Origin of the sequence: Microbispora sp. H10949 (assembly GCF_014161435.1) — a bacterium.
Classification (GTDB): Bacteria; Actinomycetota; Actinomycetes; order Streptosporangiales; family Streptosporangiaceae; genus Microbispora; species Microbispora triticiradicis.
The window spans coordinates 299,859-312,917 of record NZ_JABBWZ010000011.1 but is presented as its reverse complement, the minus strand read 5'-3'; the positions used below and the strand labels follow the sequence as shown (position 1 = coordinate 312,917).

Genomic DNA, 13,059 nt, shown 5'->3' with positions numbered 1-13,059 from the left:
TAGAAGCGACTAGGCTTCGTCGTGTGACGGAACTGCTGCTCGCCTCGGCCTCGCCCGCCCGCCTCGGTGTGCTGAGGGCGGCCGGACTGGACCCGAAGGTCATCGTCAGCGGGGTCGACGAGGACGCGATCACGGCCGCCACTCCCGAGGAGCTCTGCCTGAAGCTGGCCGTGGCCAAGGCCGTCGCGGTGTCGCTGACCCTCGGCGACGGCATCGTGATCGGTTGCGACTCGGTGCTCGAACTCGACGGCGTCGCGTACGGCAAGCCGGGGACGCCGGAGGAGGCGGTGCGCCGCTGGCACATGATGCGGGGCAGGACCGGCCGGCTGCTGACCGGCCACTGCGTCAAGGACGTGGCCGCGGGACGCACGCGGTCCGAGGTGGCCGCGACCGTGGTGCGGTTCGGCACGCCGTCGGACGAGGAGATCGGCACGTACGTCGCGAGCGGTGAGCCGCTGCGGGTGGCGGGGGCGTTCACCCTCGACGGCCTGGGCGGCTGGTTCGTGGAGGGCATCGAGGGCGACCACGGCAACGTGCTCGGCATCTCGCTTCCGCTGATCCGCCGCCTGCTCGCCGATCTCGGCGTGCCGGTGACGAGCCTTTGGCGCTAGCCTGCCCGCCATGAGTGGCAACGAGCGGGCCGCCGGGCGGCGTGGCGTCGGCGGTTTCGCCGACGGGATCGGCTTCTGCTTCCGTGGGCTCGGATGGGTGGCCCGGCATCCCGGCTGGTGGGTGTTCGGGCTGATCCCGGCCCTGATCGCGCTCGCGCTCTACATCGTGGCGCTGGTGTGGCTGGGCACGCACGCCACCGACGTCGCGGCCTGGGTGACGCCGTTCGCTGACAACTGGGGCTGGCGGGACACGTTCCGCGCGCTGGTCGGCTTCATGATCTTCGTGGTGGGGCTCGCGCTCTCCGTGCTGACCTTCACCGCCGTCACCCTCGTGATCGGCGACCCGTTCTACGAGAAGCTCTCGGAGAAGGTCGAGGAGGACCTGGGCGGGCTTCCCGGCGGCGGCGAGCTGCCCTTCTGGTCGTCGCTGTTCCGGTCGGTCCGCGACAGCCTCGTGACGCTGTGGTACGTCCTGCTGTTCACGGTGCCGCTGTTCGTGCTCGGGTTCGTGCCGGTCGTGGGCCAGACCGTGGTGCCCGTGGTCGGCGCGTTCGTCTCCGGGTTCTTCCTCACGGTCGAGCTGACCGCCCTCGCCATGGAGCGGCGGGGCCTGCGGCGCAAGGAGCGCTTCGCCCTGCTCCGCGCGAACCTGCCGGTCACGCTCGGGTTCGGCGTGCCGCTCTTCCTCTCGTTCATGGTGCCGCTCGTGAGCGTGGTCGCGATGCCGGGCGCCGTCGCCGGCGCCGCCATGCTCGTCCGCCTCCGGCTCGCGCCGGCGCCCGCACCGGGAGATCAGGCATCAGGAGGTCGGGCGCCGGGAGGTCAGGCCAGGGACACGAGACCGGCGTAGCCGGCGTTCCACATGTCCTCGGCCCCGTCGGGCAGCAGCAGGACGCGGTCGGGACGCAGAGCCTCCACGGCCTTCTCGTCGTGGGTCACCATCACGACGGCGCCCTGGTAGGAGGCGACCGCCGCCAGCACCTCGTCCCGTGACGCCGGGTCGAGGTTGTTGGTGGGCTCGTCGAGCAGCAGCACGTTGGCCTGCGAGCTGACCAGGGTGGCGAGCGCCAGACGGGTCTTCTCGCCGCCGGACAGCACGCCCGCGGGCTTACCCGCGTCATCCCCCGCGAACAGGAACGAGCCGAGGATCCGGCGCACCTCGCCGTCGCCCAGGTGCGGCGCGGCGGCGGCGAGGTTCTGGGCGACGGTGCGCGCCGGGTCGAGGGTGTCGTGCTCCTGCGCGAAGTAGCCCAGCCGCAGACCGGGCCCGTGCACCACGCGGCCTGAGTCGGGGCGTTCCCGCCCGGCCAGGATTTTCAGCAGCGTGGTCTTGCCCGCGCCGTTGAGACCAAGCACGACGAGCCGGCTGCCCCGGTCCACGGCCAGGTCCACGCCGGTCAGCACCCGCAGGTCGCCATACGCCTTGGCCAGGCTGATCGCGCCGAGCGGGGTGCGGCCGCAGGGGGCGGGCTCGGGCAGCCGGATGCGGGCGACCTTCTCGGCGCGGCGGACCGGCTCCACCGCGGCCAGCATGCGGTCGGCCCGGCGCGCCATCTCCTTGGCCCGCACGGCCGTCGACTTGCCGGCACGCATCCTGTCGGCCTGGGCGTGCAGCGCGGCGGCCTTGCGTTCTGCGACCGCCCGCTGCCGGGCGCGCCCGCGCTCGGCGGCGTCACGGTCGGCCAGATAGGTGCGCCAGCCGGTGTTGTGCACCTCCAGCGCGGCCCGGTCGGCGTCGAGGCGCCAGATCCTGTTCACGGTGTCGTCGAGCAGCGCGGTGTCATGGCTGATCAGGACCAGCCCGCCGGTCCGGCTCGCGAGGAACGACCGCAGCCAGGCCACGGAGTCGGCGTCCAGGTGGTTGGTGGGCTCGTCGAGCAGCAGCGTGTCCTGCCCGGCGAACAGGGTGCGGGCGAGTTCGACGCGGCGGCGCTGCCCGCCGGACAGGGTGCCGACCGGCTGGGTCATGACCCGGTCGGGCAGGCCGAGCCCGGCGGCGATGCGGGCGGCCTCGGCCTGCGCGGCGTATCCGCCGCGGGCCTCGAACTCCGCCTCGGCCCGGACGTACCGCCGCATCGCCCGCTTCTGGTCGGCGGGGTCGGCCATGGCCGCCCCGGCGGCGCGCAGCGCGCGCTCGGCCTCGTCGAGGCCGCGGGCCGACAGGATGCGGGCGGCGACGGAGAGGGACGGATCGGCGGTCGCGGGATCCTGCGGGAGATAGCCGACCTCCCCGGTCCGGGTGATGGTGCCCGCGACCGGCTGCAGTTCGCCGGCCAGGGTCTTCAGCAGGGTGGTCTTGCCCGCGCCGTTGCGGCCGACCAGGCCGACGTGGTCGCCGGGGGCGACGTGGGCGCTGACGTCCGACAGCAGGAGACGGGCGCCGACGCGCACGTCGACACCGCGAAGGGTGATCATTTGTTGACGCTCCGGAGAAGCTCAAGGACACACGGGTGGCGTGGAAGCGGGTGTCCGAGCTAAGAGATCCGGGGCAGAGACATGGCGCCGAGCGTAGGCCGAGTGCCCGGCCCGACGCCAACGGTTTTCCGGCTGCCGGGTTGTCCACAGGGGACGGCTGTCCCCAGAACGCGCTTCGGCCGTCCTGGGGGCGCGACGGTCCGGAGAGGCTTGCCGCCATGACGACTCCGAAGCTCGTGCTCTCGACCCCGGCGGACATCCTCTCCGCCGTGCCCTACCTCGTCGGTTTCCACCCGACCGACAGCCTCGTGGTGACCGGGTCCACCGGTCCCGAGGTGCGGCTGACGACGCGGTGGGACCTCCCGGCCGATCCCCGGGACATCGACCGGCTGGTCCCGCTGCTCCGCCGTGAGGCGGTGACCTCCGCGTTCCTCGTCGGGTACGGCCCGGGCGCCCTCGTGACCCCCGTCGTCGACGAGGTGACCCGGCTGCTGCGGGCCGGGGACATCCGGGTGACGGAGAGCCTGCGCGCCGAGGGCGGGCGCTACTGGTCCTACTCCTGCACGGGCGCGACCTGCTGCCCCGCGGAGGGCACGCCGTACGACACCGGAGGCAGCCGGGTGGCGGCCACGGCCGTGATGCACGGGCTGGTCGCGCTGCCCGACCGGGGTAGCCTGCGCCGCTCCGTCCAGCCGTCCGGCGGGACGCGGATGCGGCAGGCCACGTTCCGCGTCACGGCGGCCCTGCGCACGTGCCTCGCGGCCATGGAGACGGCCATGGAGACGGCGGCGGGCCCGGACGAACAGGCCGCGCGGTTCGTCGCCGACGCGCTGGAGCGGGTGCGCGCCGCGATCGGCCTGTACGCCTCGGGGGGCAGGCTGGGCGACGAGGAGGCCGCGCGGCTCGGGCTGGACCTCGCCGTGGTCCGGGTGCGGGACGAGGCGTGGGCGCTGATCGACGACCGGGACGCGCATCTGGCGTTGTGGCGTGATCTCACCCGGCGGCTGGAGCCGGGCCACGCCGCTCCCGCGGCCTCGCTGCTGGCGGCGGCCGCGTGGCAGCGGGGGGAGTGCGCACTGGCCGGCATGGCGCTGGAGCGGGCCCTCGACGCCGATCCGGGCTACTCGATGGCGCTCCTGCTGCGGCAGGCGCTGACGCACATGATGTCGCCCGCCATGCTCCGCGACCGCATGCCGACTCCCGAGGAACTCGACGACGAGATGGGCGCCCCGAGAGCGGTCTGGCTCGCGCCGCTGCGCGCGCTGCTGGCCCCGGCTCAGACCGGGTCGCTGTCCTGAGCCTGACGACGGCGCTCGTTGTAGGCGCGCATCCGCGCGGGATACCCGGTGAGCTGCACGTCGTAGACCGGCAGGGCGAGATCTCTGGCGACCTTGGCGATGACGGCGGGCGATCCGACGCGGCGGCGGGTCCACTCCCCGTCGTGGGCCACGGCCACCGCCGTGGTGTCGGTGGCGAAGGTCTCGGGCTCGACGTAGAACTCCACGCCACGGCGGGTCTTGGCGAACTCGATGAGCGCTTCGATGTCGGCGTCGGTCGCCTCGCGGTCGAACTTGGCCACGCGGAGGCCGCGCCGCCGCCGGAGCCCGTAACGATCTCGCCATCTCATAGTGCTTGTATACCGCGTCGCAGATCACGATGGCGTTAAGGGAACGGTCTCGGGGCCATGTCGGGGATGTCCCTGATGCCGGGGCCGCCTCTCCGGAGCAGGATGGAGGCAGACTTGAGACAAGCCGAGTAGGCCGTCGACGGAAGGCGATGTTTGTGATGCCCGCGACAGCGACACCACCGTGGCAGGGCCGCCCGGCCCCCATGCCGCACCCTCAGTTGCGCGTGACGAACCAGGACCGTGAGCAGGTGGTCGAGCACGTCAAGGCGGCCTACGCCGAGGGCAGGCTCGACAAGCACGAGATGGACGAGCGGCTGGACCGGGCGATGACCGCCCGCACCCACGCCGACCTCGCGCCGATCATGAACGACCTGTACGGCGCCCGGCCGGCGTACGTGCCCCGGCCGCCCGCGTACACCGGCCGTGCCTCCGCCCTGGAGGGGGGCGACCGGGCCGGAGCGGCGGCCTCGCACCTGTTCGCGCTGGCGGGCTTCTTCGTCATCGGCCCGCTGCTGATGATGGTGACGGCGGGCCGCACGTCCCCCTACATCAGGCGGCACGCGGTGGAGGCGCTCAACTTCCACCTCACCGTGCTCGGCGCGACCGTCCTGCTGCCGTTCACCGTCATCGGGGTCGTGCTGGTGCCGGTGGTCTGGGTCCTCGGGCTGGTCCTGTCCGTCGTCGGCGGGGTGTCGGCCATCGCCGACACCGAGTTCCGCTATCCCCTGACGGTCCGCCTCGTCAAGTAGGCGGGCGGCTAGGGCATGATCGCGCGGACGGTGGCGACGGTGTCGGCCTCCTCCGGCCGCTTGTCCGGGCGGTAGCGCAGCACCCGGGCGAACCGCAGCGCCATGCCCCCGGGGTAGCGGCTGGACCGTTGCACTCCGTCGAAGGCGATCTCCACGACCAGCGTGGGCGTGAGCGTGACGACGTGGCCGTCCCCAGGGCTCTCGGCAGGGCCATCGGCAGGGCCGTCCGCAGGGTTCTCCGCGATCCGCAGGAACTGCTCGGTCTGCCAGGTCAGCAGTTCGTCGGTGAGGCCCTTGAACGTCTTGCCGAGCATCACGAAGCCGCCTGTCTCCGGGTCGTAGGCGCCGAGGTGCAGGTTCGACAGCCAGCCCCGGCGTCGTCCGCTGCCCCACTCGGCGGCCAGCACGACCAGATCCAGGGTGTGCCGGGGCTTCACCTTGATCCAGCCCGCCCCCCGCCTGCCCGCGGCGTACGGCGTGCCCAGCGACTTCACGACGACGCCCTCGTGCCCGCGGCGTACCGCGTCGCCGAAGAAGGCCTCGGCCTCCTCGGCGTCCGCGGTGACCAGGCGCGGGGTGATCAACCCGGCCGGCACCGCCGTCTCCAGCGCGGCGTGCCGCTCCTGGTCGGGCAGGTCGAGCAGGTCGGCCCCGCCCACCCGCAGGGCGTCGAAGAAGAAGACGGTCAGCGGCACGGTCTCCCGCAGCGACGCGACGCCGGTCCTGCTGGCCACCCGGCCCGAGGTGACCTGGAACGGCTCGGGACGGCCGTCGGGGCGCAACGCCAGGACCTCGCCGTCCAGGACCAGGTCCGTGCCCGGCAGGCCCAGCACCGCCTCCACCAGCTCAGGCACCTGACCGGTGATGTCGTCGAGCGTACGGGTGAAGACGGCGACGTCGTCCCCCGACCGGTGGGCCTGGACCCGTACGCCGTCGAGCTTCCACTCGACCGCGGCGGGAGCGCCTGCCTTCTCCAGCGCGGCGGTCACGCTGGCCGCGCTCTGCGCGAGCATCGGCGCGACGGCCCGCCCGACCTCCAGATGGAACGCCTTGAGCTCCGCCACCCCGCCGCGCAGCGCCGCCGCGCCGACGGCGGGCAGCGAGCCGCGCAGGGTCAGGGCCCGGCGCACCTCGGCGGAGGGCACGTCCGCCGCCCTGGCGATCGCCTCGATCATCACGCCGTCGAGCGCCCCCTGGCGCAGCTCGCCCGTCAGCAGCCGGTGCAGGAACGACTGCTCCTGCCGCGTCACGGCGCCGAACAGCTGACCGAGCAGCTCCCGGCGCGCGGCCTGCGAACCCGTCCCCGTCTGGGCCTTGATGCGTTCGAGCAGCGCGTCGACCTGGCCGAGGGTCGCCGTGGCGATCTGGCGCGGCTCGGGAAGGTCGGAAAGGCTCCGCCAGCCCACGCCGATCTGACGCTGTGGCAGTTCCCCCGACAGGTAGGCGATGGCGATCTCGGCCTCGTCCGGGCCCACCCTGCCGAGCAGCTCGGCCAGGTGCCTGATCTTGGCCAGCCGCGCCGAGTCCGCCGCCACGGCCGCGGAGGTCCGGGCAAGGTCGATCAGCAACACAACGTAATCCTGCCTTACCGGATGGGCACCTGCCCAGGCAGGGGGGCGAGTCGCCGTCAGCTGTAGTGTCGCCGTCAGCTGTAGTGGCGCGCGAGCGGCCACAGATCGCGCCAGGGCCGGAGGGGATCGCGGCAGACCGTGATCGGCACGCCCTGCTCCTCGCCCGGCATCCCGGTCACCGTCCCCGCGACCGAGCAGTCGGCGAAGACCGTGCGGAGGCGGCCGGGCGGATAGCCGACGGAGACCGCCACCCGGGTCCCCTCCGGCGGCGGGCCCCACCACCACAGCTCGTTGTGGCCGCTGTAGACGGCGGGCAGGCCGAAGTCGCCCGCCCAGCGGCGCAGCGCGCCGGCCTCGCCGTAGTTCCCGGCGAGCAGCACCGCCCCCGCCCGCTCATCGGCGGGTAGCGTGCCCACCACCTGTCCGACCTGCGCCGCCAGGTCCCGCATGCCCACCGACTCGCGGGCGACCTCGTTGATCGCCGCGACCGGCGTCCCCGCGAGCGACGCGGCCGGGACGACCGGCAGCGCCAGGACCACCGCGACCACGGCGTTGGCCGCCAGCGCCACGACCAGCACGGTCCGCCTCCGCCATCCGGCAGCCGTCACGCACCCGGCCGCGAACAGGTAGAGCAGGAAGGCGCCGGTGTAGTCGGGGCGGCCCCCCGAGAGCAGGACCAGCGCGCAGGCCACGGGGTAGGCCAGGGCGAGCGAGCGGACCTGCCGGTCCCGCCAGAGCCGCAGCCAGCCCGCCACGCACACCACCGCCTGCGGGGGACCCAGCAGCAGGATCTGCAGGGGGACGAAGGCGATGCGGTTGTCCGACCCCTCGTCGGCGCGCAGAGCCTCGGCCATCTGCAGTTGCGGCCAGTCATGGGTGACCTGGTAGACCAGATTGGGCGAGGCGATCGCCAGGGCCAGCAGTGCCCCGAACCACAGGCGCCTGTCCCGCAGCGCCTCGCGCGGACCGGTGACGAGGAGGCCCAGCCCGGCGCAGGCGAGCAGCAGCACGATGAGGTCGCGGTTGTAGGACGCGATCCCGGCCAGCAGGCCCGTCCAGAGCCAGTAGCGGCCGTCGCCCCGCAGCAGCACCCGGAGCAGGCACAGCGTGACCGCGAGCCACAGCACGAGATCGGGAGTGAGGGTCAGCAGCGAGTGCCCCGCGATCAGGGGCAGCACCGCGCCCGCCGTGCCGGCCGCGGCGAGGACCTGCCCGGCCCGGCCGCCGCCCAGCTCCCGGGCGATCAGCGCGGCGAGCAGAACCAGCGTCCCGGCGCACAGGGAGGGGACGATCCGGAGCGCGACGACGGTGTCCCCGAATACCGCCGTCGACAGCCGGGCGATCATCGGGGTGAGCGGCGGGGTGTCGAAGTATCCGAGCCGGGGGCGTTCGCCCAGCATGCGGAAGTACAGTTCGTCGCGGTGGTAGCCGTACCAGGGGCTCACCGCGAGCAGCACGGCCACGACCGCGCCGGCGAGCGCGATCACCGCCCGGGGCAGCCCGACGGAAGGCAGCCGGGCAGAGGGCAGCCGGGCAGAGGGCGGGCGGACGGGGTGCGGCCGGATAGGAGGCACGGCACTCGCCGGGCCGCCCGCGGCGGCGTTCGGCGGCGCGGCCACGCGGTGACCGTCGTGAGAGGGACCGTCGTGAGAGGGACCGTCGTGAGGGGGGACGCCGTCCATGCGGCCATCATCCACGACGCGGCCGGGACCTCATAGGCTCCGCCGGGCGGCGTCCGTCCCGCAGGCACCGGGCCCCGCGTCAGGCCCGCCTCGGGCTCGCACCGGACCCCCGATTCCCGGCCCCTGAGCCCGGGACGCCGGCCCAGGACGCCCGGACGTCCCGGGGGCACGCGTGACAGGGCGGCGGGGGAGGGGTCAGCCGACCCCGAGCAGGTCGACGACGAAGATGAGCGTCTCGCCCGGCTTGATGACGGCGCCCGCGCCGCGGTTGCCGTACCCCAGGTGCGGGGGGATCGTCAGCCGCCGGCGGCCGCCGACCTTCATGCCGGCCACGCCGCGGTCCCAGCCGGCGATGACCCGGCCGCCGCCGAGGGGGAACTGGAACGGCTGCCCGCGGTTCCAGGAGGCGTCGAACTCCTCGCCGGTGGAGAACGCCACCCCGACGTAGTGCACGGTCACGTTCTGCCCCGGCCTGGCCTCCGGGCCGGTCCCCTCCACGAGGTCGGCGATCTCCAGGTCGGCGGGCGGCTCGCCCTCGGGGAAGTCGATCTCGGGCTTCTCCAGTGCCACGTGGGTCTCCTGTTCTGTCCGTGCCGGACGTTCCGGCCAGCTGACGACTCTACCGGCAGGCCCGCTCGCCGATCTCGCGACTGCGCCCGACGCGACGGCCGACACGACGGCCGACACGACGGCCGACACGACGGCGCCTTCCCCGCACCGGGCGGGGAAGGCGCCGTCGTCGTGCCTGAGAGCGTGGGCGGGCGTCACATGCGGCGGCCCCTCGAGAGCCCGGCCTCGTCACGCGCCTGCTCGTCACGCGCCTGCTCGTCGCGCACCTCCTCGTCGCGGGCGTCCGCGCGCTCCTCGTCCGTACGGAGGTCCGCCTGCGGGGCGGTGTCGCCGGAGACCGGCGAGGGCGGCGTCACGGGCGTGGTCACGGCCGGCGTCGCGGGCCCGGCGGACGGCGGCCGCTGGAGGACGACGGTGTCGGCCGGCCGCACCCCGCCCTGCAGCAGGGCCTGGGCCTGGTCCAGCATGGCCGAGGCCACCAGCACGTCGTAGCGCCCGGCGACGATCGAGCTCCGGGAGGAGAAGTCGCGCGTCCCGCCGGTGAAGGCGTGGCCGACGAAGCCGAAGGCGGCGCCCGCGACGGCTCCCCAAAGGATCGACCACAGCACCAACCCGAAGAACGAGGTCGTGGTCGAGGTGAACAGCCCGAGGAACATGCCGACGATGAGCCCGAAGACCGCGCCGCTGATAAGGCCCGTCAGCGCGGCCCGGCCGTTGGTGAGCCGCCCGGTGACGGTCTCCTCCAGGCGCAGGTCGCTGCCGATGATCGCGCTGTTCTCCACCGGGAAACCGGCGTCGGACAGCGTGTCGACGGCGCGTTGCGCCGCGGCGTAGTTGTCGTAGCTGACCAGCAGCCGTCTGTCGACCGCCGGACTGGCCGGCTCTGCGGCCGGTGAGTACTCCATGAGCGCCTCCGCGGGATAGTGCGGCCGGTACGAGGAACGCACTACCCCGAGAGAGCCCGATATTCCTGCGGGGAATCGGCGTGGTCACCAGCTCTGGTGCAGCGGCATGCCCTCGCTGTAGCCCGAGGCGCTCTGCACGCCGATCACCGCACGCTCGTGGAACTCCTCCAGCGTGGTGGCGCCCGCGTAGGTGCAGGAGGACCGCAGACCGGCCACGATGGCGTCGATCTGGTCCTCCACGCTCGGCCGCGCGGGGTCGAGGTACATCCGGGAGGTCGAGATGCCCTCCTCGAACAACGCCTTGCGGGCCCGCTCGAACGGCGTGTCCTCGGCGGTGCGCAGCCGTACGGCGCGGGCGGAGGCCATGCCGTAGTTCTCCTTGTACTTGCGGCCGTCCGCGGCGGTGCGGGTGTCGCCGGGGGACTCGTACGTGCCGGCGAACCACGAGCCGATCATGACGTTGGCGGCGCCCGCCGCGAGAGCGAGTGCGACGTCGCGGGGGTGACGCACGCCGCCGTCGGCCCAGACGTGCCGCCCGAGGCGGCGGGCCTCGGCCGAGCACTCCATGACGGCGGAGAACTGCGGGCGCCCGACGCCGGTCATCATCCGGGTCGTGCACATGGCGCCCGGGCCCACCCCGACCTTCACGATGTCGGCCCCGGCCTCGACCAGGTCGCGTACGCCCTCGGCGGTGACGACGTTGCCCGCGGCGACCGGCACGGCGGGGTCGAGCGCGCGTACGGCCCGCAGCGCGCCGATCATCTTCTCCTGGTGGCCGTGTGCGGTGTCGACCACCAGCACGTCGACGCCGGCGTCGAGCAGTTCCTTGGACTTGGCGGCCACGTCGCCGTTCACCCCGACCGCGGCCGCGATCCGCAGCCGGTTCCGGCCGTCGACGGCGGGCTGGTAGAGGGTGGAGCGCAGCGCCCCGGTGCGGGTGAGGATCCCGACGAGCCGGCCGTCCTCGTCCACGACGGGGGCGAGCCGGTGGCGGCCCCCGTGCAGCGCCTCGAACGCCGCCTGCGGGTCGATCCCGCGCGGCAGCGTCTGCGGCGAGGGGCTCATCACCTGGGAGAGCTGGGTGAACATGTCGACGCCGTGGCAGTCGGCCTCGGTCACCACGCCGACCGGGCGGTTCTCCCAGTCGACCACGATGACCGCGCCGTGGGCCCGCTTGGGCAGCAGGGTCAGCGCCTCTCCGACGGTGTCGTGCGGGGTGAGGGCGATCGGCGTGTCGTGGACCAGGTCGCGGTTCTTGACCCAGTCGACGACGTCGGCCACGACCTCGATCGGGATGTCCTGGGGGATGACGGCGAGGCCGCCGCGCCGGGCGATCGTCTCGGCCATCCGGCGGCCCGCGACGGCCGTCATGTTGGCGACGACGACGGGGATCGTGGTGCCGGTCCCGTCGACCGTGGACAGGTCGACGGCCAGGCGGGACCCGATCGCGGAACGGGACGGCACCATGAAGACATCGCTGTACGTGAGATCGTAGGGCGGCGTCACATCGTTGAGGAATCGCACGTTTGTCCAGCCTACGTTGTGAGCGGTCATTTCCGGCATTCCCGCCCGCCGATGAGAGCAGACCCGCACACGGGATACATTGACCTCGCCTGAGAGGAGCACAAGTGATCATCGTTGACCGTCCGGAGACGCTTGTCGTCGGCTACGTCGTACGGACGACCAACGCGGCGGAGGCGGACCCCGCCCTCGCCCGGCTGCCGGCCCTGTGGGCCCGCGCCGGAGCGCCGGGGGCGTTCGCCCATGTGCCGGGCCGGGTCGACGAGAACCTGTACGCCGTGCTGACGGACTACGAGAGCGACCACAACGGCGCCTACACCCAGATCGTCGGCGTGGCGGTGCGCACGGCCGCGCGGCTGCCGGAGGGCATGGTCGCCGTACGGGTGCCCGGAGTGCCCTCGCTGCTGGCCGAGGCGCGAGGACCCATGCCCGGAGCGCTGATCGACGCCTGGCAGCAGGTGTGGACGCACACGGAGTCGGGCGCGACCCCCGCCCGCGCCTTCACCACCGACCTGGAGATCCACCATCCCGACGGAGCCGACCTCTACGTCGCGACCCTGCCGTCCTTCGGCGAACCCTCCGGGCCCCCGGCGCAGGCTCAGGCCGCGCCTGCCTGATCATCCGGCCTGATCCGGCTCGTCGTCGGGAGGCGGGTCGGGCAGCCGCCATCCGGCGACCAGCAGCGGCAGGATCAGGTGCGTGAGCCACAGCGCCACGAGGACGAGGACGACGGCGGCGGCAGGCACCTGCGCCGTACGGCCTCCGCCCCACATGACGGCGAAGACCACGGCCAGGACGACGGTGAGGACCACCCGCATCAGCGTGTTGGCCTTCGTGTAGGCCCGCAGCCGCTCCGCGACCTGGCGCTCGTCCAGTCGGCGCTCCGGCAGCGAGGCCAGTCCGCGGGTGGCGGCGTTCAGCGCCGTCACGGCGGGCAGGTAGAGCACGAGCATCAGGGCCAGCAGCACGAAGTCGGCCACCACCGCCGCGTCGCTCGGCGCGATGCGCCAGGTGACGACGGCGTCGGCCCACATCATCAGCAGGCCGGTCGCGCCGGAGGCGACCAGCAGACGGCGCCGGGCACGGGTCCGGTAGAGCGGCACGAACCTCTCGTGCTCCATGCTCCGTACGACGTGCGCGTCCCACCTCTCGTGCCACTTCACGACGCGCTCCCCAGCCTGGGGAAGGGCTTGAGCGAGAACACGACCTCCACCGGCACCTCGAAGAACTCCGCGATCCGCAGGGCCAGGTGGAGGCTCGGGCTGTACTCGCCCCGCTCCAGGTAGCCCACCGTCTGGTAGTGCACGCCGAGCGCCGCCGCGAGGTCCCGCCGGGAGATCCCGCGGTCGGCCCGCAGCACCGCGATCCGGTTGAACACCGTCTCGTCGGCCACGCCTCACCTCCGTCG

General features: G+C 73.4%; 14 protein-coding genes. 5 read left to right on the top strand and 9 right to left on the bottom strand.

Annotated features, from left to right (window positions below):
* The first annotated feature begins 23 nt into the window (after nt 1–23).
* Both HHX40_RS28045 and HHX40_RS28040 read left to right on the top strand, forming a co-directional pair.
* Complete coding sequence (locus tag HHX40_RS28045; protein WP_182882958.1) at nt 24–611, top strand: Maf family protein; 588 nt, start codon at nt 24–26, stop codon at nt 609–611.
* 10 nt (nt 612–621) lie between these two features.
* Complete coding sequence (locus HHX40_RS28040; RefSeq protein ID WP_182882957.1) at nt 622–1,461, top strand: EI24 domain-containing protein; 840 nt, start codon at nt 622–624, stop codon at nt 1,459–1,461.
* Here HHX40_RS28040 and HHX40_RS28035 read toward each other — a convergent pair.
* The gene (locus tag HHX40_RS28035) at nt 1,434–3,026 is read right to left on the bottom strand and encodes an ABC-F family ATP-binding cassette domain-containing protein (protein ID WP_182882956.1); all 1,593 of its coding nucleotides are present in this window, start codon (nt 3,024–3,026) and stop codon (nt 1,434–1,436) included. The genes HHX40_RS28040 and HHX40_RS28035 overlap by 28 nt on opposite strands.
* Before the next feature lie 218 nt (nt 3,027–3,244).
* Between HHX40_RS28035 and HHX40_RS28030 the strand changes: the two genes are divergently transcribed.
* On the top strand, nt 3,245–4,324 hold the full coding sequence (locus HHX40_RS28030; RefSeq protein WP_182882955.1) for a DUF4192 domain-containing protein: 1,080 nt from the start codon (nt 3,245–3,247) through the stop codon (nt 4,322–4,324).
* Here HHX40_RS28030 and HHX40_RS28025 read toward each other — a convergent pair.
* Nucleotides 4,303–4,653, bottom strand: a complete 351-nt coding sequence (locus HHX40_RS28025; protein ID WP_138462612.1) for a hypothetical protein — start codon at nt 4,651–4,653, stop codon at nt 4,303–4,305. The genes HHX40_RS28030 and HHX40_RS28025 overlap by 22 nt on opposite strands.
* A gap of 224 nt (nt 4,654–4,877) precedes the next feature.
* On the opposite strand from HHX40_RS28025, the gene HHX40_RS28020 reads away from it, so the two are divergent.
* Entirely contained in the window at nt 4,878–5,402 is a 525-nt protein-coding gene (locus tag HHX40_RS28020) for a DUF1707 and DUF4870 domain-containing protein (RefSeq protein WP_244302322.1), read from the top strand.
* Nucleotides 5,403–5,410: 8 nt separating this feature from the next.
* On the opposite strand, the gene HHX40_RS28015 is transcribed toward HHX40_RS28020, so the two are convergent.
* The 5 genes from HHX40_RS28015 to HHX40_RS27995 all read right to left on the bottom strand — a co-directional run bounded on the left by HHX40_RS28015 (nt 5,411) and on the right by HHX40_RS27995 (nt 11,654).
* Nucleotides 5,411–6,973 (bottom strand): ATP-dependent DNA ligase, encoded by a 1,563-nt coding sequence (locus tag HHX40_RS28015; RefSeq protein ID WP_182882954.1) that lies wholly within the window; start codon nt 6,971–6,973, stop codon nt 5,411–5,413.
* Between the two features lie 74 nt (nt 6,974–7,047).
* Nucleotides 7,048–8,592, bottom strand: a complete 1,545-nt coding sequence (locus HHX40_RS37935) for a glycosyltransferase family 39 protein (protein WP_182882953.1) — start codon at nt 8,590–8,592, stop codon at nt 7,048–7,050.
* Nucleotides 8,593–8,850: 258 nt separating this feature from the next.
* Nucleotides 8,851–9,225: an FKBP-type peptidyl-prolyl cis-trans isomerase gene (locus HHX40_RS28005; protein WP_138462609.1), complete on the bottom strand. Its 375-nt coding sequence runs from the start codon at nt 9,223–9,225 to the stop codon at nt 8,851–8,853.
* A gap of 194 nt (nt 9,226–9,419) precedes the next feature.
* Nucleotides 9,420–10,130: a YrzE family protein gene (locus tag HHX40_RS28000; RefSeq protein WP_182882952.1), complete on the bottom strand. Its 711-nt coding sequence runs from the start codon at nt 10,128–10,130 to the stop codon at nt 9,420–9,422.
* Nucleotides 10,131–10,214: 84 nt separating this feature from the next.
* Nucleotides 10,215–11,654 carry a GuaB1 family IMP dehydrogenase-related protein gene (locus HHX40_RS27995; RefSeq protein WP_182882951.1) on the bottom strand — a complete coding sequence of 480 codons (1,440 nt, stop codon included), beginning with the start codon at nt 11,652–11,654 and terminating at the stop codon, nt 10,215–10,217.
* A gap of 104 nt (nt 11,655–11,758) precedes the next feature.
* Here HHX40_RS27995 and HHX40_RS27990 point away from each other — a divergent pair, with 104 nt between their 5' ends.
* Nucleotides 11,759–12,268, top strand: a complete 510-nt coding sequence (locus HHX40_RS27990; RefSeq protein WP_182882950.1) for a GyrI-like domain-containing protein — start codon at nt 11,759–11,761, stop codon at nt 12,266–12,268.
* Here the strand turns inward: HHX40_RS27990 and HHX40_RS27985 are convergent, their stop codons facing one another.
* Together HHX40_RS27985 and HHX40_RS27980 are read right to left on the bottom strand one after the other, a co-directional pair.
* A complete protein-coding gene (locus HHX40_RS27985; RefSeq protein ID WP_182882949.1) occupies nt 12,269–12,814 on the bottom strand; it encodes a hypothetical protein in 546 nt (181 codons plus the stop codon).
* Nucleotides 12,811–13,044 carry a helix-turn-helix transcriptional regulator gene (locus HHX40_RS27980; protein ID WP_182882948.1) on the bottom strand — a complete coding sequence of 78 codons (234 nt, stop codon included), beginning with the start codon at nt 13,042–13,044 and terminating at the stop codon, nt 12,811–12,813. The genes HHX40_RS27985 and HHX40_RS27980 overlap by 4 nt, the downstream gene beginning before the upstream one ends.
* Nucleotides 13,045–13,059: the final 15 nt, after the last annotated feature.

What these genes read in the sequence shown, in the direction of transcription:
- HHX40_RS28035 (WP_182882956.1), bottom strand. Translation starts at nt 3,026, where the DNA reads ATGATCACCCTTCGCGGTGTCGACGTGCGCGTCGGCGCCCGTCTCCTG.
- HHX40_RS28000 (WP_182882952.1), bottom strand. Translation starts at nt 10,130, where the DNA reads ATGGAGTACTCACCGGCCGCAGAGCCGGCCAGTCCGGCGGTCGACAGA.
- HHX40_RS28030 (WP_182882955.1), top strand. Translation starts at nt 3,245, where the DNA reads ATGACGACTCCGAAGCTCGTGCTCTCGACCCCGGCGGACATCCTCTCC.
- HHX40_RS28040 (WP_182882957.1), top strand. Translation starts at nt 622, where the DNA reads ATGAGTGGCAACGAGCGGGCCGCCGGGCGGCGTGGCGTCGGCGGTTTC.
- HHX40_RS28025 (WP_138462612.1), bottom strand. Translation starts at nt 4,653, where the DNA reads ATGAGATGGCGAGATCGTTACGGGCTCCGGCGGCGGCGCGGCCTCCGC.